This window comes from Methylomonas sp. Uni0009, assembly GCF_054188105.3.
The window spans coordinates 4,142,634-4,164,962 of sequence record NZ_JBTAFN010000001.1; the positions used below are offsets into that span (position 1 = coordinate 4,142,634).

General features: G+C 54.1%; 26 protein-coding genes and 1 pseudogene. 22 read left to right on the forward strand and 5 right to left on the reverse strand.

Translation table 11 applies throughout. From position 1 onward, the window contains the following. The first annotated feature begins 23 nt into the window (after positions 1-23). The 8 genes from ACWAU0_RS19120 to ACWAU0_RS19155 all read left to right on the forward strand — a co-directional run bounded on the left by ACWAU0_RS19120 (position 24) and on the right by ACWAU0_RS19155 (position 5,842). Complete coding sequence (locus ACWAU0_RS19120; protein WP_033159445.1) at positions 24-347, forward strand: hypothetical protein; 324 nt, start codon at positions 24-26, stop codon at positions 345-347. A gap of 15 nt (positions 348-362) precedes the next feature. Then, positions 363-1,235 (forward strand): HvfB family MNIO-type RiPP peptide maturase, encoded by an 873-nt coding sequence (locus ACWAU0_RS19125; RefSeq protein WP_033159444.1) that lies wholly within the window; start codon positions 363-365, stop codon positions 1,233-1,235. After that, entirely contained in the window at positions 1,232-1,993 is a 762-nt protein-coding gene (locus ACWAU0_RS19130; protein ID WP_101053409.1) for an HvfC family RiPP maturation protein, read from the forward strand. The genes ACWAU0_RS19125 and ACWAU0_RS19130 overlap by 4 nt, the downstream gene beginning before the upstream one ends. Before the next feature lie 17 nt (positions 1,994-2,010). Next, the gene (locus tag ACWAU0_RS19135; protein ID WP_033159442.1) at positions 2,011-2,565 is read left to right on the forward strand and encodes an HvfX family Cu-binding RiPP maturation protein; all 555 of its coding nucleotides are present in this window, start codon (positions 2,011-2,013) and stop codon (positions 2,563-2,565) included. A 2-nt stretch (positions 2,566-2,567) separates the two neighbouring features. Continuing rightward, positions 2,568-3,215, forward strand: a complete 648-nt coding sequence (locus tag ACWAU0_RS19140; protein WP_033159441.1) for a DUF3047 domain-containing protein — start codon at positions 2,568-2,570, stop codon at positions 3,213-3,215. A gap of 2 nt (positions 3,216-3,217) precedes the next feature. Further along, complete coding sequence (gene arsS / locus ACWAU0_RS19145) at positions 3,218-4,180, forward strand: arsenosugar biosynthesis radical SAM (seleno)protein ArsS (protein WP_033159440.1); 963 nt, start codon at positions 3,218-3,220, stop codon at positions 4,178-4,180. Positions 4,181-4,410: 230 nt separating this feature from the next. Beyond that, positions 4,411-4,710: a nitrate/nitrite transporter NrtS gene (nrtS, locus tag ACWAU0_RS19150; protein ID WP_165786332.1), complete on the forward strand. Its 300-nt coding sequence runs from the start codon at positions 4,411-4,413 to the stop codon at positions 4,708-4,710. Between the two features lie 67 nt (positions 4,711-4,777). Next, a complete protein-coding gene (locus ACWAU0_RS19155; protein WP_033159439.1) occupies positions 4,778-5,842 on the forward strand; it encodes a cobalamin-independent methionine synthase II family protein in 1,065 nt (354 codons plus the stop codon). Between the two features lie 166 nt (positions 5,843-6,008). Here ACWAU0_RS19155 and ACWAU0_RS19160 read toward each other — a convergent pair whose 3' ends face one another. Then, a complete protein-coding gene (locus tag ACWAU0_RS19160) occupies positions 6,009-6,503 on the reverse strand; it encodes a MerR family transcriptional regulator (protein WP_051670526.1) in 495 nt (164 codons plus the stop codon). Positions 6,504-6,782: 279 nt separating this feature from the next. On the opposite strand from ACWAU0_RS19160, the gene ACWAU0_RS19165 reads away from it, so the two are divergent. The 5 genes and pseudogenes from ACWAU0_RS19165 (at position 6,783) to ACWAU0_RS19185 (ending at position 12,176) form a co-directional block, all read left to right on the forward strand. Beyond that, positions 6,783-8,936 carry a dihydrolipoyl dehydrogenase family protein gene (locus tag ACWAU0_RS19165; RefSeq protein WP_033159438.1) on the forward strand — a complete coding sequence of 718 codons (2,154 nt, stop codon included), beginning with the start codon at positions 6,783-6,785 and terminating at the stop codon, positions 8,934-8,936. Between the two features lie 169 nt (positions 8,937-9,105). After that, a complete protein-coding gene (locus ACWAU0_RS19170; RefSeq protein ID WP_458137599.1) occupies positions 9,106-10,173 on the forward strand; it encodes an IS630 family transposase in 1,068 nt (355 codons plus the stop codon). Between the two features lie 15 nt (positions 10,174-10,188). Further along, positions 10,189-10,755 (forward strand): annotated as a pseudogene (locus tag ACWAU0_RS19175) (TIGR04283 family arsenosugar biosynthesis glycosyltransferase); the annotation flags it as partial. After that, the gene (locus ACWAU0_RS19180; protein ID WP_458137600.1) at positions 10,752-11,546 is read left to right on the forward strand and encodes a sterol desaturase family protein; all 795 of its coding nucleotides are present in this window, start codon (positions 10,752-10,754) and stop codon (positions 11,544-11,546) included. The pseudogene ACWAU0_RS19175 and the gene ACWAU0_RS19180, both read left to right, overlap by 4 nt. Before the next feature lie 3 nt (positions 11,547-11,549). Continuing rightward, complete coding sequence (locus ACWAU0_RS19185) at positions 11,550-12,176, forward strand: TIGR04282 family arsenosugar biosynthesis glycosyltransferase (protein WP_033159436.1); 627 nt, start codon at positions 11,550-11,552, stop codon at positions 12,174-12,176. A gap of 36 nt (positions 12,177-12,212) precedes the next feature. Here the strand turns inward: ACWAU0_RS19185 and ACWAU0_RS19190 are convergent, their stop codons facing one another. The 3 genes from ACWAU0_RS19190 to ACWAU0_RS19200 form a co-directional block, all read right to left on the reverse strand. Then, complete coding sequence (locus ACWAU0_RS19190) at positions 12,213-12,434, reverse strand: tautomerase family protein (RefSeq protein WP_033159435.1); 222 nt, start codon at positions 12,432-12,434, stop codon at positions 12,213-12,215. A gap of 82 nt (positions 12,435-12,516) precedes the next feature. Next, complete coding sequence (locus ACWAU0_RS19195; RefSeq protein WP_033159434.1) at positions 12,517-13,119, reverse strand: cysteine hydrolase family protein; 603 nt, start codon at positions 13,117-13,119, stop codon at positions 12,517-12,519. A 28-nt stretch (positions 13,120-13,147) separates the two neighbouring features. Further along, positions 13,148-13,729, reverse strand: a complete 582-nt coding sequence (locus ACWAU0_RS19200) for a carboxymuconolactone decarboxylase family protein (RefSeq protein WP_033159433.1) — start codon at positions 13,727-13,729, stop codon at positions 13,148-13,150. A gap of 139 nt (positions 13,730-13,868) precedes the next feature. Between ACWAU0_RS19200 and ACWAU0_RS19205 the strand changes: the two genes are divergently transcribed. Continuing rightward, positions 13,869-14,744, forward strand: coding sequence for a helix-turn-helix transcriptional regulator (locus ACWAU0_RS19205; protein WP_458137601.1), 876 nt, complete (start codon positions 13,869-13,871; stop codon positions 14,742-14,744). Between the two features lie 10 nt (positions 14,745-14,754). On the opposite strand, the gene ACWAU0_RS19210 is transcribed toward ACWAU0_RS19205, so the two are convergent. Next, positions 14,755-15,657 (reverse strand): LysR family transcriptional regulator, encoded by a 903-nt coding sequence (locus ACWAU0_RS19210; protein ID WP_458137602.1) that lies wholly within the window; start codon positions 15,655-15,657, stop codon positions 14,755-14,757. 133 nt (positions 15,658-15,790) lie between these two features. On the opposite strand from ACWAU0_RS19210, the gene ACWAU0_RS19215 reads away from it, so the two are divergent. The 8 genes from ACWAU0_RS19215 to ACWAU0_RS19250 all read left to right on the forward strand — a co-directional run bounded on the left by ACWAU0_RS19215 (position 15,791) and on the right by ACWAU0_RS19250 (position 22,313). After that, positions 15,791-16,336, forward strand: coding sequence for a carboxymuconolactone decarboxylase family protein (locus tag ACWAU0_RS19215; RefSeq protein WP_458137603.1), 546 nt, complete (start codon positions 15,791-15,793; stop codon positions 16,334-16,336). Positions 16,337-16,482: 146 nt separating this feature from the next. Further along, entirely contained in the window at positions 16,483-17,772 is a 1,290-nt protein-coding gene (locus ACWAU0_RS19220) for a pyridoxamine 5'-phosphate oxidase family protein (RefSeq protein WP_458137604.1), read from the forward strand. A 15-nt stretch (positions 17,773-17,787) separates the two neighbouring features. Beyond that, complete coding sequence (locus tag ACWAU0_RS19225) at positions 17,788-18,393, forward strand: glutathione S-transferase family protein (RefSeq protein WP_458137605.1); 606 nt, start codon at positions 17,788-17,790, stop codon at positions 18,391-18,393. Positions 18,394-18,424: 31 nt separating this feature from the next. Continuing rightward, entirely contained in the window at positions 18,425-18,898 is a 474-nt protein-coding gene (locus ACWAU0_RS19230; protein WP_033159427.1) for a nuclear transport factor 2 family protein, read from the forward strand. Between the two features lie 196 nt (positions 18,899-19,094). Next, the gene (gene traL / locus ACWAU0_RS19235; protein ID WP_033159426.1) at positions 19,095-19,376 is read left to right on the forward strand and encodes a type IV conjugative transfer system protein TraL; all 282 of its coding nucleotides are present in this window, start codon (positions 19,095-19,097) and stop codon (positions 19,374-19,376) included. After that, positions 19,373-19,984 carry a TraE/TraK family type IV conjugative transfer system protein gene (locus tag ACWAU0_RS19240; protein ID WP_033159425.1) on the forward strand — a complete coding sequence of 204 codons (612 nt, stop codon included), beginning with the start codon at positions 19,373-19,375 and terminating at the stop codon, positions 19,982-19,984. Before traL ends, ACWAU0_RS19240 begins: the two co-directional genes overlap by 4 nt. Then, the gene (locus ACWAU0_RS19245; RefSeq protein ID WP_458137606.1) at positions 19,981-20,934 is read left to right on the forward strand and encodes a type-F conjugative transfer system secretin TraK; all 954 of its coding nucleotides are present in this window, start codon (positions 19,981-19,983) and stop codon (positions 20,932-20,934) included. Before ACWAU0_RS19240 ends, ACWAU0_RS19245 begins: the two co-directional genes overlap by 4 nt. Continuing rightward, a complete protein-coding gene (locus ACWAU0_RS19250; RefSeq protein ID WP_458137607.1) occupies positions 20,934-22,313 on the forward strand; it encodes a TraB/VirB10 family protein in 1,380 nt (459 codons plus the stop codon). The genes ACWAU0_RS19245 and ACWAU0_RS19250 overlap by 1 nt, the downstream gene beginning before the upstream one ends. The last annotated feature ends 16 nt before the right edge of the window (positions 22,314-22,329 follow it).

Consider the following 22,329-nt stretch of genomic DNA (forward strand, 5'->3'; position numbering starts at 1 on the left):
ATCTATCTATCGGAGAGAACACCATGAACAAAAAAACCTTGTCTTTAACACTAGGCAGCGCGTTGGCTTCAACCTTGATGGGCGCGGCGCCCGCCATTCAAGCGGGCGAAAATCCGTTTACGATGTCCAGCATCAATTCTGCGCAACAATTGGCGGCTGACGGCAAATCGGCTGAGGCCGGTTGCAGCGCCAAGATGAAAGAAGGTAAATGCGGCGAAGGCAAATGTGGTGCCAACAAAATGAAGGACATGAAAGGCGCCGAGGGCGGCTGTAGTGCAAAAATGCCTGAAGGAGGCTGTAGTGGCAAAATGCCGGAAGCAGGTTGCAGCGGTAAAACAGCGAAATAAGCCGGAGTCGCGCCGATGTCTATCACCCATCCTTTCCGTTTGAACGGCGCCGGTTTGGGCTTGCGCCGCAGCATGCTGTCGGCCTTGCAGGTTGAAGTGCCCCACTGCATCGATTTTTTCGAGGTATCACCGGAAAATTGGGTGGGCGTCGGCGGTCGTCTCGGCAAGCAATTTCGCCGCCTGACCGAGCGCCACCTGTTTGTGGCGCACGGTTTGGCCTTGTCGTTGGGCGGCCCCGCGCCGCTCGATACCGGGTTTTTAGGCGAACTGAAACAATTTCTCGATCATCACGATTTTGCCCTATACACCGAGCATTTCAGCTTTTGCAGCGATGAGGGACATTTCTATGACTTATACCCGATCCCGTTTACCGAACAGGCGGTCAAGCATGTCGCCAGCCGGATTCGCCAGACTCAGGATATTCTGGAACGGCCCATCGCCCTGGAAAACGCCTCTTACTATGTCCAGCCGCCACAGGCGGAGATGGACGAACTGACTTTTATCAATGCGGTATTGGCCGAAGCCGACTGTTACCTGCATCTGGATGTGAACAATATTTATGTCAACAGCGTTAACCACGGCTACGATCCGGTGGCGTTTTTACGCGGCTTGCCCGGCGAGCGCATCGTTTATGGGCATGTGGCCGGTCACGACCTGGAGCCATCCGGCTTGATCATCGACACCCACGGCCAGAATACCATAGCACCAGTTTGGGACTTGCTGGCCGAGGCTTATCGACGTTTTGGCGTGTTTCCGACCTTGGTGGAACGGGATAGCAATATTCCGCCCTTGGCCGAGTTATTGGTCGAAGTGGAACGGATCCGTGACTTGCAAAATGTTCATCGGCTCTACCGCAACCCCCATGACATCAGCGAGGTGGCGGCATGAACCCGACACCGGCCTTTCAACAACAGCAGCGGCAGTTTCTGAATTACTTGCGGCAACCGCAAACATCGCAGCTACCTGCAGGCTTCGCCCCTGAACGGCTGGCCGTGTATGTCGATCTACTCTATAACAAATTCGACGAGAGCCTGTCGGCCTGTTTTCCGGTCACCTGCAGTATATTATCTAAAGAAAAATGGCGGGCGTTGCTGCTGAATTTCATCGCAAAACATCGCTGCTTGACGCCGTATTACCGGCAGATTCCCGACGAATTTTTGCAGCATCTGCAACAGGAACGTGAGCATCTCGATGATTGGCCGTTTTTGGCCGAACTGGCGCAGTTCGAATGGATCGAATTACAGCTGTCAATTGCCGAGGCGGAGCCGGTCACGCGAAAGCAGTTGTCCGATGCCGAATTACTGGCCAATGTGCCTGTGTTTGCACCGGTCATGCAATTGTTGTGCTACCAATGGCCGGTGCAGGACATTGGACCAAACTTTTTGCCTAGTGAACCACAGACCACGGCGATTCATATCCTGGGTTTTCGCGATAGCGATGATCAAGTGCAGTTTGTAACCCTGAATATGGCCACGGCCAAGATGATCCTGTTGTTAAATAACGGCTTGACTGGGCAACAGGCCTTGCAAGCAATGAGTGGCGGCGAGCTCCCTGACGCGCAATTTTTAGAACTCACCCAATTCGGTCAGCAGATTCTGGCCGATCTACATAGCCAGGGCGCGATTATCGATATTCGCCCGGTTTGAACTTTGGAGCCTCACTGATGAACGACCTCGCTAAATCCGCCCAAGATCCTTGTACAGCTTGTCTGATTCCTTCCTGCATCGAGCGGCTATGCACTATGCCTAGCCTGCTTTCTCACTGTTTCGACAGAAACTTACAGGGCTTGGCGCCAATTTTTCTACGTCTGTTGTTGGCTTACGAGTTCGGCGAAGCCGGCCTGGAAAAACTCCATGGCGATAACTGGTTTGCCGATGTGAGCTTCCCATTTCCGTTCAGCTTATTGCCAACGGATTTTAGCTGGACCTTGGCCACCGGCTTGGAAATCATCGCCCCGATGGCGTTGATCTTGGGATTTATGACCCGCTTTTTTAGCGCGGCGCTAATGGTGTTGACCGTGGTGGCCATCGCGGCCGTACATTGGCCGGCCGAATGGCACACATTGGCCGAATTATGGAAAGGCTATGCCATCACCGATCAAGGTTATGGCAATTACAAATTGCCGTTGGTTTATTTGTTCATGCTCGGTTCGCTGCTGTTCAATGGCAGCGGCGGCTTGGCTATTGATACTTGGTTAAAACAACGCACAGCGGGTTAAACATGAAAAAATTCTGCTGGATATTTTTAACGATGCTATCGATGAATCACGGGGCGGTTGCCGATAACAAACTGCCTATCGGCGAGTTCAGCCAGAATCGCCTGGAAGGTTGGGAGCATAAAAGCTTCAAAGGCGAAACCGAATACAGTCTGCAAGCTATCGATGGCGTGACGGTATTGACGGCCGATAGTCGTGCCGCCGGTTCCGGCATGTTCAAAGAGCAGCATATCGATCTGGAACAAACCCCGTTCCTGAACTGGTCGTGGCGCATCGGCAAGCGTTTGAACGGATTGAATGAACAAAGCAAACCCGGCGACGATTACGCGGCGCGGGTATATGTGGTGGTCAAAGGCGGGCTGGCGTTTTGGCAAACCAAGGCCATCAATTATGTCTGGGCCGGCAATACGAAAAAGGATACCGTCTGGCCCAATGCCTTTGCCGGTGATCATGCGATGATGTTGGCTTTACGTGGACCGGAAGCCTCACTGAATGTTTGGCAAACCGAAAAACGCAATGTCCGGGCCGATTTCAAGAAACTATTCGGTGAAGACATCACCGCTATCGATGCCGTCGCCATCATGACCGATACCGACAACAATGGCGGTCAAGCCGCTGCCACTTATGGCGACATCTGGTTTTCCAAGGATTAAGCATGCACGACACCAAACCTCTGCTGATTAATAGTGACTTTCCGGCCCTATTCCGCAAGCCGCTGGAAGTGTTGCAAGTCAATCTCGGCTATTTGTGCAATCTGAGTTGCGTGCATTGCCATGTCAACGCCGGCCCCAAACGCACTGAGATGATGAGTCGGGAAACCATTGATCAGGTGCTGGATTTGGCTGAGGCCGCTAACATTGACACGCTGGATTTGACCGGCGGCGCGCCGGAAATGCATCCGCAGTTTTTGTATCTGGTTCGTACTGCACGCCGATTGGGTATTAAAGTCATAGACAGATGCAATCTGACCATTTTGGAAGATCCACGCTATCGATTTTTGGCCGATTTTCTAGCGGAACATGAGGTAGAGATCGTTGCTTCCTTACCGTGTTATTTGCAAGAAAATGTTGATAAGCAGCGCGGCAAAGGTGTGTTCAAAGACAGTCTGGCGGCCTTGCAACGCCTGAATCGGCTGGGTTATGGTCAGCCGGACAGCGGATTGGCCTTGAATTTGGTTTTCAACCCGCAAGACGCCGTGTTGCCGCCCAACCAACAGCAACTGGAACAAGCTTACAAACAGCACTTGCAGCACCATTACGGCATCGTCTTCAACCGCCTGTTTGCCATCGCCAATATGCCGATTCGGCGTTTTGGTAGCACCTTGATCAGTCATGGCCGCTTCGATTCTTACCTGGCGTTATTAAAAGGCAGTTTTCGCGCCGAAAATCTTGAAAACCTGATGTGCCTGAATACTCTCAGCATCGATTGGCGAGGCTATGTTTACGACTGCGATTTTAATCAGATGCTGGATTTGCCGTTAGGTGCCGCAGCTAAACCCAAACAACATATTAACGAATTGCACCTGGAACAACTGCAAGACGCACCGATAGCCACCGCAGCCCATTGTTACGGTTGCACCGCCGGCCAAGGTAGCAGCTGCGGCGGGGCTTTGCTCTGACTTTGGCCTTACCCGGACTTAAGCAAGCAATACAAAAGTGCTTGCTTGGAGGTCCTGCCTATTACATAAAACATGCAAGAATTTACATAATGTAACCTTGATGGTATATTTTGAACAAAGAGCATGGCTTATCATTTTTATCGTCAGCGCTTAAGTGCAGGGTTTTATGCGCATTGATTTTTGCCATACAGCGCGCTCCAAATCTACATTTTTGTTAGAGGTGATCCTGGATGGTTAAGTGGCTTGGTTGCAACGAAGCAGTCGGAAATTTCTTTGCAACATTACTGGATCTGCATTGCACGGCCGGTCGACTCGGCATATACCGCCGCTCCGGCAAGGTCGCTTTGGTAGTGGGAACCCTGTTGAATTTGATTAATCAGCCGCAAGCTGTGTTCGGCCTGCTGTCTTTGGATTACACGGCCATGCAACAACTCGATGTCTTCAAAGCGCTATTAACCTATGGAGTGCCATTTCTGGTGGCTTCCTACGGTGCTTTAACCACCATTGCTGAGCAGCGGACAGGCTCGTAATCCCAGCCATTCACTTGACCTAAAAACCTCTGCAACCCACTCCCTTAACGCCATACAGGAACGCCACATGTCCATACCCACCGAATCTATTGGCAGTATTCCCCGTCCGCCGCAATTGCTGGAAGCACTGCGGGAATTTCGCGCGGGCCGACTATCGCAACAACGACTCGATGCCTGCTACGACGAAGCGGTACGCGACACTTTACAACGTTTTGCAGACACCGGATCACCGGTGATCTCCGATGGCGAACAGACCAAGTCCAGCTTCGCCACCTACCCGTTGCTAGGTTTACACAATATCGCCGAAGACGGCATCGTGATTCCATTTGCCGATGGCCATACCAGGCAATTACCCCGATTAACCACGGGACCATTTCGCTACGGCGTCTATGCCGGCGCATTTGTGCAGGCCGCCAAACGCTATACCACGCGCCCGCTCAAACAGGCGGTGATTTCGGCTTCCGCCTTGAGCCTGCTTTATCCGCCAGAAGGCATAACCGGTTACTCACGAGAAGCGTTCATCGATGACTTGGTCAAGGAAACGGTAGCGGATATTCGCGGCTGTTTGGACCAAGGCGCACACCATGTGCAAATCGATTTCACCGAAGGGCGATTGTCGGTCAAACTCGATCCATCCAAGCAATTGCTGCGGCAGTTTATCGACCTGAACAACCGGGTATTGGCACACTTTACCCCGGAACAACGCCAACGCATCGGCGTGCATACCTGTCCCGGCGGCGACCATGATTCCACCCACAGCGCCGATGTCGATTACGCCGAGCTGCTACCGAATTTGTTCCAGCTCAACGCCGGTAATTTCTACATGCAGATGGCTAACGAAAAAGAGCCAGAGCGCGTGTTGGCTATCATCAAGGACAATATTCGTCCCGACCAACGAGTGTTTGTCGGCGTTATCGACGTGCTGAATCCCAACGTGGAAGAACCGGAATTGGTGCGAGATCGTGTATTGCGCGCAGCCGAATACATCCCGCTAAATCAGCTCGGCACCACCGACGACTGCGGCTTTTCGCCTTTCGAAGACGACACATCAACCGGGCGGGACACGGCATTCGCCAAAATCAAAGCCCGCGTCATCGGCACGGAAATGGCTGCTAAGGTGTTGAATTACTGAATGCGGGTTCGAACGGGCCACAACTCGCAATGTCTAACGGGTAATGCAACGAATGTTAAACAAATGCATACGCCGTAATAAGGCTATGACAATTGAGCTCCTTCGGATTACGCCCTACAGCAATAAATTACATTAACGTAATATTTGAAATGGCTCGACAACTCGGTCATGGACAACTCGGATCCCAAACCAGGCGACCAATATTGGTCAAATCAACGTTTTTGTTGACCGGACACTCCGGGCAATCCTGGCGATTGGGGCGATTTTGACAATTTACGCATTGGCGGATCAGCATATCCGCACGCTCCAGATCACTGTCCAGTTCCTGCAAATCTTCCAGCAATCCCCGAATTCTTTTACGCAAATCATGCAGGAGCGGCTGCATCGCGGCCGATGCTTCTTTGCCGGAAGCACATTTCTGCCGGGTTTGAGCGAGCTTTTGAACCGAGTCCAGTTCGATGCCGACACGACCAAGCTGCAACGCGATAGCCATACGTTTCAAATCTTTCCGAGCATAAAGACGTGTGCCGCCCTCGGTGCGGTCGGGGGCGATCAGTCCTAGTTCCTCGTACAGGCGAATCGTTCTTGGTGTAGTGCCGAGCTCTTCGGCCAATTCACCGATTTTGAGAACATTGCGCTGGTGTTTGGGCGGAAGGCGCATAATGAGTTACAAAATATAAGGTAGACGTCACATAGTGTAGGTATTGCATTAACCGAATACAAATTCCCCTTACAACACCGTCTGCCCGATACGGTGCCTACTAACTCGTGAAGATATTTATTCAGCCTGTTAAATTCAATTTGTTGAGATTTTTGTCAGGAATGACCGGCAAACACGACTAACAGGCAAGCCCAATAGTATTTAAGGAACACTGATGTTTAGCCTGACAACTTGCAAACACCCTCCGAAACCTAGCCCACTCAGAATTGGTAGGTCGGCATGAAAACATCCAGACTTTTGTTAATGCTGGGCATTGCCGCATTGATGGCGACGTTTTTAACCCTGGATTTGCAGCACTATTTGACGCTGGAAAATTTAAAAACCCGGCAGACCGGCATTGCTTATTACCGACAGGTTCACCCATTGCTGACGGCGGCACTGTATGCCATGTTGTATATTGCGGTTATTGCGTTGTCATTACCGGGAGCGACGATACTGACGCTCGCCGGCGGCGCAGTGTTCGGTTTGCTCTGGGGTACGCTGATCGTCTCGTTCGCCTCCAGCATCGGCGCGACCCTGGCATTTTTGGCGGCACGATTTCTACTGCGCGATTGGGTCAGAGCACGGTTCGGCCAGCGTTTACAGACCATCAATGCCGGTTTGCAGCGCGATGGCGCCTACTATCTGTTTACCTTGCGTTTGGTGCCGCTGTTCCCGTTTTTTCTGATCAATCTGGCCATGGGATTGACGCCGATGAAAACCTGGACTTTCTACTGGATCAGCCAAATCGGCATGCTGGCCGGCACCGTGGTTTACGTCAATGCCGGCACCCAATTGGCGAAAATCGACTCGCTGTCAGGGATACTGTCGCCAGGGCTATTGGCGTCGTTCGCCTTGCTTGGGCTATTCCCACTGCTGACCAAAAAGCTGTTGGCGGTTTGGCAAGCGCGCAAAATCTATGCGGGTTGGCAAACGCCCAAACGCTTCGACAACAACCTGATCGTAATCGGCGCCGGCGCCGGCGGTCTGGTGAGTGCCTATATCGCCGCCGCCTTGAAAGCCAAAGTCACGTTGATCGAAAAGCACAAGATGGGTGGCGATTGCCTGAACACCGGCTGCGTGCCGTCCAAGGCCTTGATTCGCTCGGCCAAGCTTCTCTCCCATATTCAACGCGCGCCGGAATTCGGCATTGCCACAGCCTCCGCCGATTTCGATTTTGCCGAGGTGATGGAACGGGTTCAACAGGTGATCAAAACGGTTGAACCACACGATTCGGTGGAGCGTTACACGGAACTGGGCGTCAAGGTGATCCAGGGCAACGCCAGAATCGTTTCGCCCTGGGAAGTCGAAGTCAGTACGCCTGAAGGCGGAAAAAAAACGCTGACCACGCGCTCGATCGTGATTGCCGCCGGCGCTCGGCCGTTCGTGCCGCCGATTCCCGGTATCGAGCAAATCGACTATCTGACCTCAGACAGCGTCTGGCAGCTGCGCGAGCAGCCCAAACGCTTGCTGGTACTGGGCGGCGGGCCGATAGGCTGCGAATTGACGCAAACCTTCGCCCGCCTGGGCAGCCAAGTCACGCAGGTGGAGATGGCGCCACGTATCATGGCGCGGGAAGATAGTGAGGTATCCGGGCTGGTAGAAGCGCGGTTTCGCCGGGAAGGCGTGGACGTACGAGTCAACCATACCGCCAAGGCATTCATCATCGAAAATGGCGAAAATATTTTGCTGGCCGAGCACGACGGACAAACGGTCAAAATTGCCTTCGACCAATTACTGGTGGCCATCGGCCGCGCCGCCAACATTAAAGGCTACGGTGTCGAAGAATTGGGCATTGCCTTGTCGCCGCGCAATACACTGGAGACCAACCCATTTCAGCAAACCAATTATCCGAATATTTTCGCGGTGGGCGATGTAGCCGGCCCCTATCAGTTCACCCATACCGCCGCGCATCAGGCCTGGTATGCGGCGGTCAACGCCTTGTTTGGGCAATTCAAGAAGTTTCGCACTGATTATTCGGTGATTCCCTGGTCGACCTTCACCGACCCGGAAGTGGCCCGCGTCGGTTTGAACGAGCAGGATGCGCAAGCACAGAATATCGCTTACGAAGTGTCTAGCTATGGCATTGACGATCTGGATCGGGCGATTGCCGACGGCGAAGCCCATGGTTTCGTCAAAGTGCTGACCGTGCCGGGCAAGGACAAGATTCTTGGCGTGACCATCGTCGGCGAACATGCCGGCGACTTAATCGCCGAATTCGTGCTGGCGATGAAACACGGTATCGGCTTGAATAAAATCCTCGGCACCATTCACATCTATCCCACCCTGGCGGAAGCCAATAAATATGCAGCGGGTGTCTGGAAGCACAATCACGCGCCCCAGCGCGTACTGGAATGGCTGGGCCGTTATCACGCCTGGCGGCGCAACGCTTGAGAGACAAGTTTCAAACATGACTTACCCAATTAGCATCATCATCCCGGTACTCAACGAAGCCGGACATCTCGCCGGCGAACTACAGGCTTTGCAGGGACTTCGTGACCGTTGCCAACTTGTGCTAGTGCTTAGTTGCGTTATTAAGCGCTAATAATGTAATCTTGTAGGGATGTCACGAGTAGCCCCAAAAATTGAGTGTTCCGCGGAAGTACGGGCAGAGTTAGAGCGGCGCGCAGCGAGCCGAACGGAAGAAGCTCGAATGGTCGAGCGAGCCCGAATGATTCTGGGCTGTCTGGATGGCGCGCAAGTCCAAGCGGTTGCCGCGCAATGCCGAACGCGAGCCAATACAGTCATCAAGTGGCGAAACCGCTTTATGGCTCAGGGGCTTTTGGGGCTGTCAGACGAACCTCGGCCGGGCGCACCGAAGACGTATGATGAGCATTTTCGACAGCGTGTCTTGGCAATCCTTGAACTGCCACCGCCAAAGGGACAAGCCGTCTGGGATGGTCCCGCTGTAGCTAGGGCCCTGAATAGTTCGGTTTACGCGGTTTGGCGCGTGCTCCGCAAGGAAGGGATTTGTCTGCAACGACAACGCTCCTGGTGCGTCAGTACCGACAAAGAATTTGCGGTAAAGGCGGCGGACATTGTTGGCTTGTATTTGAGTCCGCCCGAGAATGCCTTAGTCATCAGTGTCGACGAAAAACCCAGTATCCAAGCGCTGGAACGAATGACCGGGTACGTTGAAACCGACAGTGGCAAGATTGCGCGCGGATTCCAGAGCACCTATAAGCGTCATGGAACACTGAATTTGTTTGCGGCCCTGCAGGTTGCGACCGGTAACATCATCGCCCAGATAACCGAAACGAAGCGGCGTGAAGATTTTCTCGGGTTCATGGACACGATTGTTGCCGAGACGCCGGTGGGCAAAGAGTTGCATGTGATTCTGGACAATTACTGTACCCACAAAAAATGCGACGCCTGGCTGGCTCAGCATCCAAATGTCCATTTCCACTTTGCGCCCACCTCAGCCAGTTGGCTGAATCAGGTGGAAATCTGGTTTGGCATCCTGTCGCGCAAAGCTTTACGCGGCGCCAGTTTCCAAAACATCGCAGCCCTGCGGCAAGCGATTGAAGACTTTATTGCCGCTTACAATCCAACGGCTACACCTTTTCGATGGCGGAAACGCGAGGTCCGCGGTGCGCAATTACGAAATACTATCGCTAACTTACGGAATTAAGCACTAGTTGACGGCGGCAGTCATGATGACAGCCCGGAGATTGCGAAATCTCTGGTCGATAAGATCATACTCGCTGCTCGCGGTCGGGCCATCCAAATGAATGTGGGTGCTTTACAAGCTGAGGCGGAGATTCTGCTGTTTTTACATGCCGATACCCGATTGCCGGATAATGCGATTGATTTGATAAGCCAGGCCGTGGCCGAAGGTTTCCACTGGGGACGTTTCGATGCGGCATTCGACAACCCCAAGCCCATCTTCAAACTGATAGCCTTCATGATGAATCAGCGCTCGCGGCTGACCGGCATTGCCACCGGCGACCAAGCGTTGTTCATGACTCGGCAAGTATTTGCAACGGTGGGCGGCTTTCCGGCGATGGCGTTGATGGAAGATATTGCCATCAGCAGCAAGCTTAAAAAACTTGGTAAACCCTGTTGTTTAATCGCCAACGTGCAAACTTCGGCACGGCGCTGGCAACAGCACGGTATATTGAAAACCATCCTGCTGATGTGGCGACTGCGCTTAATGTACTTTTTCGGTGCCGATCCCGATGATCTGGCCATGCGTTATTACGGGAGACGATGATGGAAGTCATACTGCGCTTTGGCCTGTTTATCGGCATTTTGTTGTTGATGGCGATTTGGGAAGCGCTAAGTCCTACCCGGCATTTGAGCCTCCCGCGCAGCCAGCGCTGGGCTATCAATCTCGGTTTGGCGGCATTGAATGTCGGTGTGATGCGCATCAGCATCGGCGCGGCGGCCTGGTTGGCCGCGAACTGGGCAGTGGAACAACAGCTTGGCCTGTTCAACAACCTGCCCGTAGCCGATTGGCTGAACATTTCGCTCAGCCTGCTGTTACTGGATTTGGCGATTTACGCGCAGCATGTCGCGGCCCATCGTTGGCAATGGTTCTGGCGTCTGCATCAGGTGCATCACAGCGACCTTGATTTCGATACCACCACCGCGGTGCGCTTTCATCCCTTAGAGATCATGCTGTCCATGGCTTACAAAGTTTTGCTGGTGATTATACTCGGCGCCGCCCCGCTGGCCGTCATCGCGTTCGAAATCATCCTGAATGGCTGCGCGCTGTTCAATCACGGCAATGTCAGCCTGCCGCCGCTGGCCGAGCGGATACTGCGTTATCTATTGGTCACGCCGGACATGCACCGGATTCATCATTCCGCCCGGCAACAGGAAACAGACAGCAATTACGGCTTTTCCTTGTCGTGTTGGGACCGTCTGTTCAAGACCTACCGCCATCGATCACAGCAACCGCAAACCGCGATGGCTATTGGCTTGAACGGGTTTCGCGACCGACAAGAGTTGGCTTTCTTGCAGTTATTAGCCATGCCGTTTCGACCGTTGCGCAAGCGTTGAACCATGACCTATCCATTCACCGAATGCGTACTGCTGATTTTTTGCAAAGCGCCGGTTCCCGGTCAGGTCAAAACCCGGTTGCAACCGGCATTGACTGCGGAACAAGCCGCGCAAGCCCATCGGCAGCTAACCACTATGACGCTAGATCGGGCCTTTCGACAGCCGTTGTGTCCGGTCGAACTGCATTGCGCACCGGATACCAGCCATGACTATTTTCAGGATTGCGCGCACCGCTATCCGCTTACCCTAAAGTCACAGCAGGGCGACGATTTGGGCGAACGCATGCAGCACGCCTTCGATGATGCCTTGGGCCGATACCAACACGCCGTGCTGATGGGTTGCGACTGCCCCAGTCTTAGCGTCGATGATTTACATCAAGCATTGGTAAAGTTACACGCAGAGCATGACGCAGTCATCGCACCGGCCGACGATGGCGGTTACGTCATGATCGGCTTAAACGAGTTAAAACCGAGACTGTTTAGCGACATGACCTGGGGGCATGACCAGGTTATGTCGGTCACCCGCCGCCGAGCCAACGCCTTGGACTTGAAGGTTTACGAACTGGATAGTCAATGGGACGTGGATACCTATCAGGACTGGCAGCGCTATTTAGAGTTGGCAAACGGCTGAGGCGGCGAAGACTCCGCCGCACTCAAAACCCTGAATTTACGGGTTACCAACCCTCATTGACCGTAGATCGTCGGTAGTGACCGGTTGCCCGCCGACACCCCATTCGCCTGAAGCGACATCTTCGATCAATACCCAAGTGACCGGACGCAGACCTTCGCCTTCCACCGACACGATAGCATCAGTGACTTTGCTGATGATGTCCTGTTTTTGTTGTAGCGACAAATAGCCGCTGATGCCTTTGATTTGTACAAGTGGCATGGTGTTACTCCTGATTTAATGTTTAGGTATAAAAAAACTAAGATGCGCCAACGCGAAAGAAGTGACGCATCCTGGCATGCGCTTATGCTGCCGCTCGATCCAGGAATACGTTATGGGTCATCGGCTCGCTGAACATTGGCCAGTTGTGTTCGATGGAAGCGTCGTACTGCTCTAAGCCGATAGTGGCACTGGCATCGGTAATCCCGAACACGCGATACCCTTTGTCGTAAGCGGCGCGCATCGTGGATTCGATACAAATATTGGTTAGTTGTCCAGCCAGGGCAATGGCGGTAATGCCGTGCGATCGTAAAACGAAATCCAGATGCGTGCCGGCGAAGGCATCGATGCCTGATTTACCCTCAACGACAATATCGTCGGCTTGAATATCGACACCGTCGGCAATCGCGCTGCCCCAAGTATCCTTGATCAAGGCACCGGCATTTTTTACCGCTTGCAGAATACCGTATGGCGCATCGCCCATTTCCCGATAATCGGTCGAAAAGCTGATAGGCACATGCACGATCAGCATACCGCTAGCCCGTGCCGCCCGGATTAACTCGTTTTGGTTGGCTTTGACATCGTAGGTTTCCAATACCGGCTTCAATAACGGGTATAGTTTGCCGCCTTCAGTTAGAAAGTCGTTTTGCAGTTCCAATAAAACCACTGCGGTTTGTTTTACTTTCATGGTGTTTACCTATTTATAAGTCAAACAATCAAGCGCACTGCCGACTGCTGCATTGCGCGGGCTCTTCCCAGGCTTCGGCCTGAAAAGCGGTATCCAGCGGAGCATGGATAATATGGTTGGTGTAATTGCTCAAGGTTTTGAACGCCACGCCCAGCAACACTTCCAATACCTGCGCCCGGCTGTAGCCTGCCGTGATAAATTTGTCCAGGGTTTGCCCGCAAACTACGCCGCGGTTTTTCACCACTGCGCGGCTAAAACTGGCCAGAGCGTCCAATTTGGCATCCGATAGCGGTTTGCCGTTGCGCAGGGCTTCGACGATCGCCGGATCGGCCTTGGCCATGTGTTTGGCGATCATCGAGTGCGCGGCAACACAGTAGGTGCAATGGTTTTCGACGCTGATAGCCAGCAAAATGACTTGCTGTTCGGTCGGGCTAAACGATGTCTGATCAAACAAGGCCGTCAATTCGATGTAAGACTTCAAAGCCGCCGGCGCTTCGGCCAAACCGCCGTGCAGGTTGGGCACGAAGCCGTATTTTTTTAATGATCCTTCCAGCAGTGGTTGTGCAATGGCAGGCGCTGTCTGGATAGAATGTATTTTGAATTGGGACATGCTGTCTCTCCTTTAATTTAAAAACATGAGGTGTAATGCCGATGCGAATTCGTTTCGACGGGGATAGGTTAAGAAAAACCATTGCTTCATCCCATGCGCACGCTTCCGGCGTACTTGTCCGATATTCCGGGAGTAAACGATGGATGCCTTGACCCCGTTGATTAATGGATTGAATCTGCACGCCAAATTGGTCTATTCCGGTGGGGTGTGCGGGCGTTGGTTGATGGACCATAACTCGGACACCTCGGTATGGTTTCACTTGGTCAGCAAGGGACGCGGCTTTGTCCACTCGCCAAGTTGGTCGGAGCCGATGCCGCTGGATACCGGCGATTTGATTCTGTTTTTGCCGCATGCCGCGCGGCATTTTCTGTCGTATAGCGCCGAGGATTTACCGGATAACGATTGCGACACCCGAATGACCCCGTGGGCTGCAGGTGACGTGGGTTTCGTGTGCGGCGAAATCCAACTGGCTGCCCCAAAATCCCTGTTGTGGCAAGCGCTGCCTGCCGAAATCGTGATCCGGCAAAGCCAAGCTGGAATGATTCTGACGCGGTTACTCGAATTGGTGATTGGCGAAACCTCGGCGCCGCGTTTCGGCAGTGATTCAGTCGTGGAGCGCTTATGCGATAGTTTATTCGTCTTGGCGATTCGTCATTGCATCGAGCAAGATTTGGTGCGCGAGGGCGTGTTTGCCGCCATGCAGGACAAACGCCTGGCCAATGCGTTGACCCTGATCCATGAGTCTCCATGGCATGCCTGGACGCTCAGCGAACTATGCGCCAAGGCCGGCGTTTCCAAGTCGGTGTTATCGGAGAAATTTGCTGCCTTGATCGGCCATTCACCCATCGAATATCTGACGCTATGGCGCTTGCAAATCGCTGCTCACTGGTTAATGGAGCCGAATATGACCGTGGAGCGCGTGGCGGAAAAATGCGGTTACGAGTCGGTGCCGGCATTCAGCAAAGCCTTTAAACGTCACTTTGGCGTATCGCCCGGAACGTTCCGGAAAAGTTAACAACCGTTCGTCAATTCAAGGCCAATTCTGCCCGCAGCCTTTTAGCCATTAAATCGACGAACGAACGGATTTTGGCAGAGGAATGACGGCCTTCGCGGTGCAGGATATGCACGGGAACCGGCGGGCTTTCGTAGTCGCCCAGCACGATTTTCAGTTGGTCGGTGCGCAGCGGTTCGGCGATTTGATAGTTCAGCAAACGGGTAATGCCCAGTCCAGCCATGGCGGCGCTGGCTGCCGAATCGTTGTCACTGACACTCAATACCGGTTGCAATTTGATCGTCTGCGCCTGCCCATCGTACTGAAAGCGTATTTCATTGTTCGGATTCAAGCCGCGCGCCAAGATGATTCGATGCTTGGCTAAATCTTCCGGCGTTTGCGGGATGCCATGTTCGGCCAGATACTCCGGCGAGGCACACGCTACCCGCCTAACCGAACCCACCCGCAACGCCCGGTACGACGAATCGGGCAAATCGCCGATGCGTATCGCCACATCCACACCTTCCTCCAGCATGTTGACTACCCGGTCGACGAACAAGGCGTTGACTTCCACCGTCGGATAGCGGCGTAAATACTCGACAATGCCCGGCATGATGAACAAACGCCCAAACAATACCGAGGCAGTCAGTGTGAGTTGGCCACGCGGTTCGGCGTTGATGCCCAGCGCCGCATCGTCGGCTTCGTCGGCCAAGGCGATGACGCGCTTGCTGTCTTCGTAATATTTCTGGCCGGCCTCGGTCATCCGCACATAGCGGGTGGTACGGTTCAGCAACTTAACCCCCAATCGCTCCTCCAAAGCCGCTACTGCCCGCGTCACGGCGGGTGGCGACATTTGTAGCTTGCGCGCGCCGCCGGCAAAGCCTTCGGCTTCGACTACTGCCACATACACGTTCATCAAATGCAATCTGTCCATCATTAATTCCACTTGTCGGAATAGTTAATTAAATATTTTAGATATTCTTTATTATTTCGCAATAGATCACACTGTACCCGCCTGTTGAATTTCATTCAGGCAAACGAAAACCCCTTTCATTTTTTGGAGAAATATCATGAGCCGTATTACCACCATCAGCAACGAAACAGCCAACATCGAACAACGTGCCCTGTTTGAAGCCATCCAGGATCAACTGGGTATGGTGCCTAATTTCTTGCGCGTGTTTGCCCACTCGCCAGATGCCTTGAAGGCCTTCCTCGGCTTGCATCACATCGCCAATCATGGTTCTCTGGATGCCAGTACCCGCGAACGTATCGCGTTAGCGTTGGCGCAGCAGAATCAATGTGAATACTGTCTGTCTGCCCATACCGCCATCGGCCGCAAAGCCGGCTTGAATGGGGCGGAAATCGAAGCCAACCGCGCCGGCACCAGTCAAGATGCCAAAGCGGCGGTGGCGGTCAAATTCGCCCGCGCCCTGGTTGAGCATAAGGGCGAGGTGACCAATACCGAACTGCAAGCGATGCGTGACGCCGGTTTTAGTGAGGCTGACATCGTCGAGGTGATTACCCATGTCGGCATGAATATCCTGACCAATATCTTGGGCAAAGCCAGCCGGGTTGACATTGACTTTCCGAAAGTCACGTTAAAACAAGCCGCCTAAACCCTAACCGGGCTAAGCGCAAAGATAGCGTTTGGCCCGATTTATTCCGCTAAATGGAATAAGGTATTGCCAATAATGACTATTCAATACGATGGATGATTGTGCCAGAGTAGCCGTCAATATTTCACCCGTCCGGAGTAAAGACCATGGCCCGTGCGTTTGCCAAGATCAGCTTCACCCCTAACGTCCAAGCGGTACAAGCCGAAATGGGCAGTCGCACGGCTTACCGGTCAGTCGAACTCGGCGACACCGAAACGGTGGCGTTGAGCGAGTTCGAACAAGCCTTCATCGCCGAACGCGACAGCTTTTATCAAGCCACCGTGAGTCAGAGCGGTTGGCCATACGTTCAGCACCGCGGCGGGCCGGCTGGGTTCTTGAAAGTGTTGGACGAACAAACCATCGGATATGCCGATTTCAGCGGCAACCGCCAATACCTTTCGGTCGGCAATTTACGCGGCGACGACCGGATGAGCCTGTTGCTGATGGACTACCCCGGACGGCAACGTCTGAAAATCTGGGGCCGAGCGCGAGTGGTCCACGAACTTAACGAGCCGGAATTATTGTCCAAGCTGGAATTACCCGACTTTCGCGCTCCAGTGGAACGCGGCATCGTGATTCGAGTCGAGGCCTTCGATTGGAATTGCCCGAAATACATTACCCCGCGTTACAGCCAACGCGAAGTCGAAGCACTGTTGGAGCAAACCCGGCGGCTGCAACAAACCTATACGGCAGCACCGCAAACACCCGTCGTGTTGGGAAATGGCACATTGCCCTTGACCATCAGCGGGATTCGTCAATTAACGCCAAGCATTCGCGCCTACGAATTGCGCCATGCCGATGGCGGGCCATTGCCCGCTTACCAAGCCGGCGCCCATTTGCGCGTGCCGATCGCGCTGCCCGACGGTACGATCACCAGTCGGGCCTATTCGCTGACCGATGCACAGGACCAAAGGGATTGCTTCCGCATCGCGGTGCTGCGGGTAGGAGACGGAGACGGGGGATCGCGCGCCTTACATGATGGCTGGCAACTCGGAACTAGAATCAACACTGATCTTCCGGAAAACTATTTTCCACTCCATGACGACGAACGCCCGGCGCTGTTGATTGCCGGCGGCATCGGCATCACCCCCATCAAAGCCATGGCCGAAACCTTGGCCGCACGGGGTACGCCATTTCAACTGCATTACACCGGTCGAGCGCCGCAGGAAATGGCATTCATCAAAGACTTGCAACGATGGTTTTCCGAGCGATGCCGGTTTTATTTCAGCCAAGCGCAAACCCCGACCCGGTTGGACGTTCCAAACATACTCAGTCATGCAACGGCCGATACCGTCATCTACGTCTGCGGCCCAACCCGCCTGATCGAAAGCGTGCGCCAATCAGCCCGCCAACTCGGCATCGCCGACGAACGGGTGCAATTTGAGAGTTTCATTTAACCGAAGGAGTCCAGCATGATCACCCTTTACGATATGGCGCTATCCGGCAACTGCCACAAAGTTCGCCTATTGCTCAGTTTACTGGGCTTGCCCTATCAAACCCAGCCAGTAGATTTGCGCGGCGGAGAGCAGCACGGCGCCGCGCATTTGCAACGCAACCCGTTCGGCCAGGTGCCGGTGCTGGACGACGACGGTCTGATCGTGCGCGACAGCCAAGCCATTTTGGTCTATTTGGCCAAGCGCTACGGCGGTGAAACTTGGTGGCCGGACGATGCCTATCAACTTGCGCAGTTCGCCGCTTGGCTATCGACCGCCGCCAATGAAATCTTCCACGGCCCTGCCAAGCTACGGGTATACCACAAATTCGGGAGTCCTATCGATACGGCAACAGCCCGGCAAACCGCCGACAAGATTCTGGACATTATCGACCGCCATCTGCAAAACCAAGACTGGCTGGTCGGCGACTCAGTTTCCATCGCCGACATTGCCGTCTATCCCTACTTGGCGCTGGCTCCGGAAGGCGGTTTAGACATCGGCGCCTACCCCAACATCATCGCCTGGTTCCAACGCCTTCGCGCATTGCCTGGTTATGTGGCGATGCCCGGTATGTGGCAAGCGTAACTCAATCACCTTTTCATCACGGAGAAATACTATGACCCAAGAAATCAAAGCCCCCGTCCCGCCGTTTACCGGTGAAACCGCCGCGCAGAAAGTGCGCATGGCCGAAGACGCCTGGAACTCGCGCGACCCGGACCGCGTCGTGCTGGTCTATACCGAAGACACGCTCTGGCGTAACCGCGCGGAATTTCCGCAAGGCCGCGAACAAGTCCGCGAATTTTTGCAGCGAAAATGGGCCAGGGAACTGGATTATCGCTTGATCAAGGAATTGTGGGCGTTTACCGACCACCGCATCGCCGTGCGTTTTGCCTACGAATGGCGCGATGATTCCGGCCAGTGGTTCCGCAGTTACGGCAACGAGAACTGGGAATTCAATCCGCAAGGTTTCATGCAACGGCGCTTTGCCAGCATCAACGATTTGCCGATCAAGGAAGAGCAGCGTTTGTTTCACTGGCCGCTGGGCCGGCGTCCCGATGACCATGCCAGTTTGAGCGATTTGGGCTTGTAAATGGCCGATTGACGGTGCGGTTAAAGCAAGTTTAGCCTCCTGGAGTTTTGCATCCGCGATCAAACTGAGGGACGATTAAGTGTAGATCGCTCAACCGGCCGTCAATTTTTAAAGCTGAGCGTAAATTCGTCGTCAGCTGCAAAAGCCCTTCTCAAATTCCCCTTCACAATAATGACCATCCCAACCGGAGGTCATTATGGAACCCGTTGCCATCCCCCAATCGATCGACGATCCGATCCATATTTTATTGTGGAGCGCCGACGAGATCGTACCCTTCATGGTCAGCATGCTCACCGGCATGTTGATCGACCAGTTCATTCCCGGCCTGGCGCTGGGGTTGATTGCGGTCAAGTTTTACCGGCGTTTCCGCGATAACCGACCTGACGGTTACACCTTACATGCGTTGTATTGGCTGGGTTTGTTGCCCAGTCGCGCGCAGACCATCCCCAATCCTTATATCCGCCAGTTTCTGCCATGAAATGGGCGGAGTTTCTGCAAACCTGGGACGGGCACGAGACCGAGAACCGGTTTAGCCGCGTCGTCATCATTGGATTGCTCGTCGTTTGTGTGACTACCTCGCTGGCCGCCTGGCGCACCGAACGTAGCATCATCCTGGTGCCGCCGACCTTGACCCAGGAAGTCGAAGTCACCCGCAGCCAGGCATCCAGTGAGTTCAAAGAGTCCTGGGGTTTATTCCTGGCCGAACTCCTCGGCAACACCACGCCGGCCAATGCCGATTTTCTGAAAACTGCGGTTGAGCCACTATTGGCGCCGGATATTTACCGCAGTGTCCTGGATGCCATGAGCGATCAAATCAAGGCCATCAAGATGGATCGGGTGGCAATCAGCTTCACGCCTCGTCATGTCGATTACGAAGCCGAAACCAATAAAGTCTTCGTCAGCGGCGAACTGAAAAGCCAAGGTCCCAGTTCCAAACCGGACGTGAAGCCTCGTACTTACGAATTCATCATCGTCATTAAAAACTATCGGCCCCGATTGGAATACATCGATGTGTATCCGGATACCCCCAGAACGCTGGCTCGTTTGAAATCTACGCAAGGCCAACCGCATGAGGCTCAACCATGAAACGATTATTGCACCCCTGGTTATTTCTTTGCTTCGCCAATGGTGCCTTGGCCGCCGGTGAGTTACCGGTGACGATATTACCACCGGTCACCACCGTGGCCGAAGAGTCACCCGCATCGCCATCACAGCCCGACTTTGGCATTGAGTTACCGCCGGTCGATGCCAGCGTATTGAAAGCTGCCAAGCAACAAGCGGAATCATCAACGACCACAACCTCAATCGGTCCGCAGCACATCGCCGTCAAACCCGGCATCAACGAACTGATGCCGATTGCCGTCGGCCACTTGAATCGCCTGGTCACGCCGTTCGAACATCCGGTAGTCACGACCACCAGCCAGGCGACCACCAGTACCAAAGGCAAAATCGTCTATGTCGCCACCGCCGACGAAACGCCGGTCACGTTATACATCACCCCCGGCGACAACCAGGACATTGCCTTGTCTCTTACCCTGATCCCCAAACGCATTCCGGCGAGGGAAATCCACCTTGATCTGGACAAGGACAGTTACCAGTTGCTGAACCAATGGCAGCACGCCGATGCTGCGAGCCGAACCTCGAGCCAACAGGAACAGGCCTACATCAGCCAGCTAAAAGCCTTGTTTAGGGATTTGGGTTTGCAAAAGACCCCAGCCGGTTATTCACTCCGCGAACCCAAGCCCCAAGAACAAATTCGCTGCCTGCAAGACCGCGTGCAGATTAAAACCGGCCAAGTTCTGGAAGGCCAGGATCGGCTGATTTTGGTGGGCCTTGCCAAGAATACCGGCAGCGACATGCTCGAGTTCGACGAACGCAGTTGCGCGACGACGCAACAGGACGTGCTCGCCGTTTCGGTCTGGCCCAACGTGGTATTGAAGCCACAGAAAGCGACCGAATTGTATGTCGTGGTCCGACAATCGCCTGAGGCGTCATCCAGTTTGCGGCCTTCGTTACTGAGCGGAGGTCAACAGTAATGGCCAGCGTCGATACCTGGTGGACACGCTTGAGTCCGAGCGCCAAACGTAATTTAGCTGTCGGCAGCATCGGTACAGTGGTATTGGCCGTCATCATCGCGCTGGCCACCGTCACCCCGGAAGTCAACAAACCGCTGAGTAAACAGGCCACCATCCAACATATTCTGACTGACAGTGATCCGCGCTCGCTCGGTATCGACGGCATTTCCGCGCAATTGCGCGATCTGCTGCAGAAGAACGAGGAACAAGCCCGTCGTCTGGCGGCTATCGAGGAACAACAAAAGCGCGAACAGCAATCCGACGAAATCCGTTTCAAACAATGGACCACCGCCGAGCGCGACGCCTATGAAGCCAAGCTTCAAGCGGTCACCGGTGAAGTTGAGACGTTGAAGAATAAAGCGTCTACAACGGCAGTGGCTGGCAACCCTGGCGACGCCAATCAACCTGCTGTGGAGCCAACGGCACCTGGAAGACCGTTATACCGCCGCCCGAGCAATCCGCCCTTCGACAACGGGCAAGACGATCTCAACCGCGTGTTCGAGCAAGCCGCTATTCCCGCACCGACTGCTAGCAATACCGGCGTCTCAGGAGCACGAGCCAATAACCAAGCGCCGGCGGCGATGCAAATTCGGGTCATCCAGGAAGGCGCTGACCAGTCCAATGGTAAAGACAAAGACGCAGCCCCTAGCGAGGGTCGAGGCCGCTCGAACCGTGATCACGCCAGCAGCGATGTTTTCATCCCCGCCGGCAGTATTTTGACCGGCGTGTTGTTGAATGGCCTCGATGCTCCGACCGGCAAAAAAGCCAAGAAAGAACCGATGCCGGTACTGTTTCGTATCAAGAAGGAAGCCATTCTACCCAACCGTTTCCATGCCGATGTGCGTGAATGCTTTCTATTGGCCGCGGGCTTCGGCGACTTGAGTGCCGAGCGCGCCTATTTTCGCGGCGAGACCTTTTCCTGCGTACGCCAGGATGGCGGCGTGATCGAAGTGCCGATGAATGCCTACGCCACCGGCGAAGACGGCAAAAACGGGGTGCGCGGTCGGGTGGTGTCGAAGCAAGGCGCATTGCTCGCCCAATCGATGATGGCGGGCTTTCTACGCGGCTTTTCCGATGCCTTCGGTCGCAACCAGATTCCGATGCTGATGACCGGCGGACTGGGGGCTCTTTCCGGTACTACACCGTTTCAAAGCGCGTTTTCCTCGCAGTCGATGGAAGGCGGTGCCCTGAAAGGCGCCGGTTATGCCATGGAGCGACTGTCGCATTTTTACATGGACATGGCCGAAGAGATTTACCCGGTCATCGAAGTCGATGCCACCCGCCAAGTCAACTTCATCGTGCAAAAAGGCACGGCGCTGAAGCTGAAGATGCCGAGCTGATTCTTTAACCCAAACC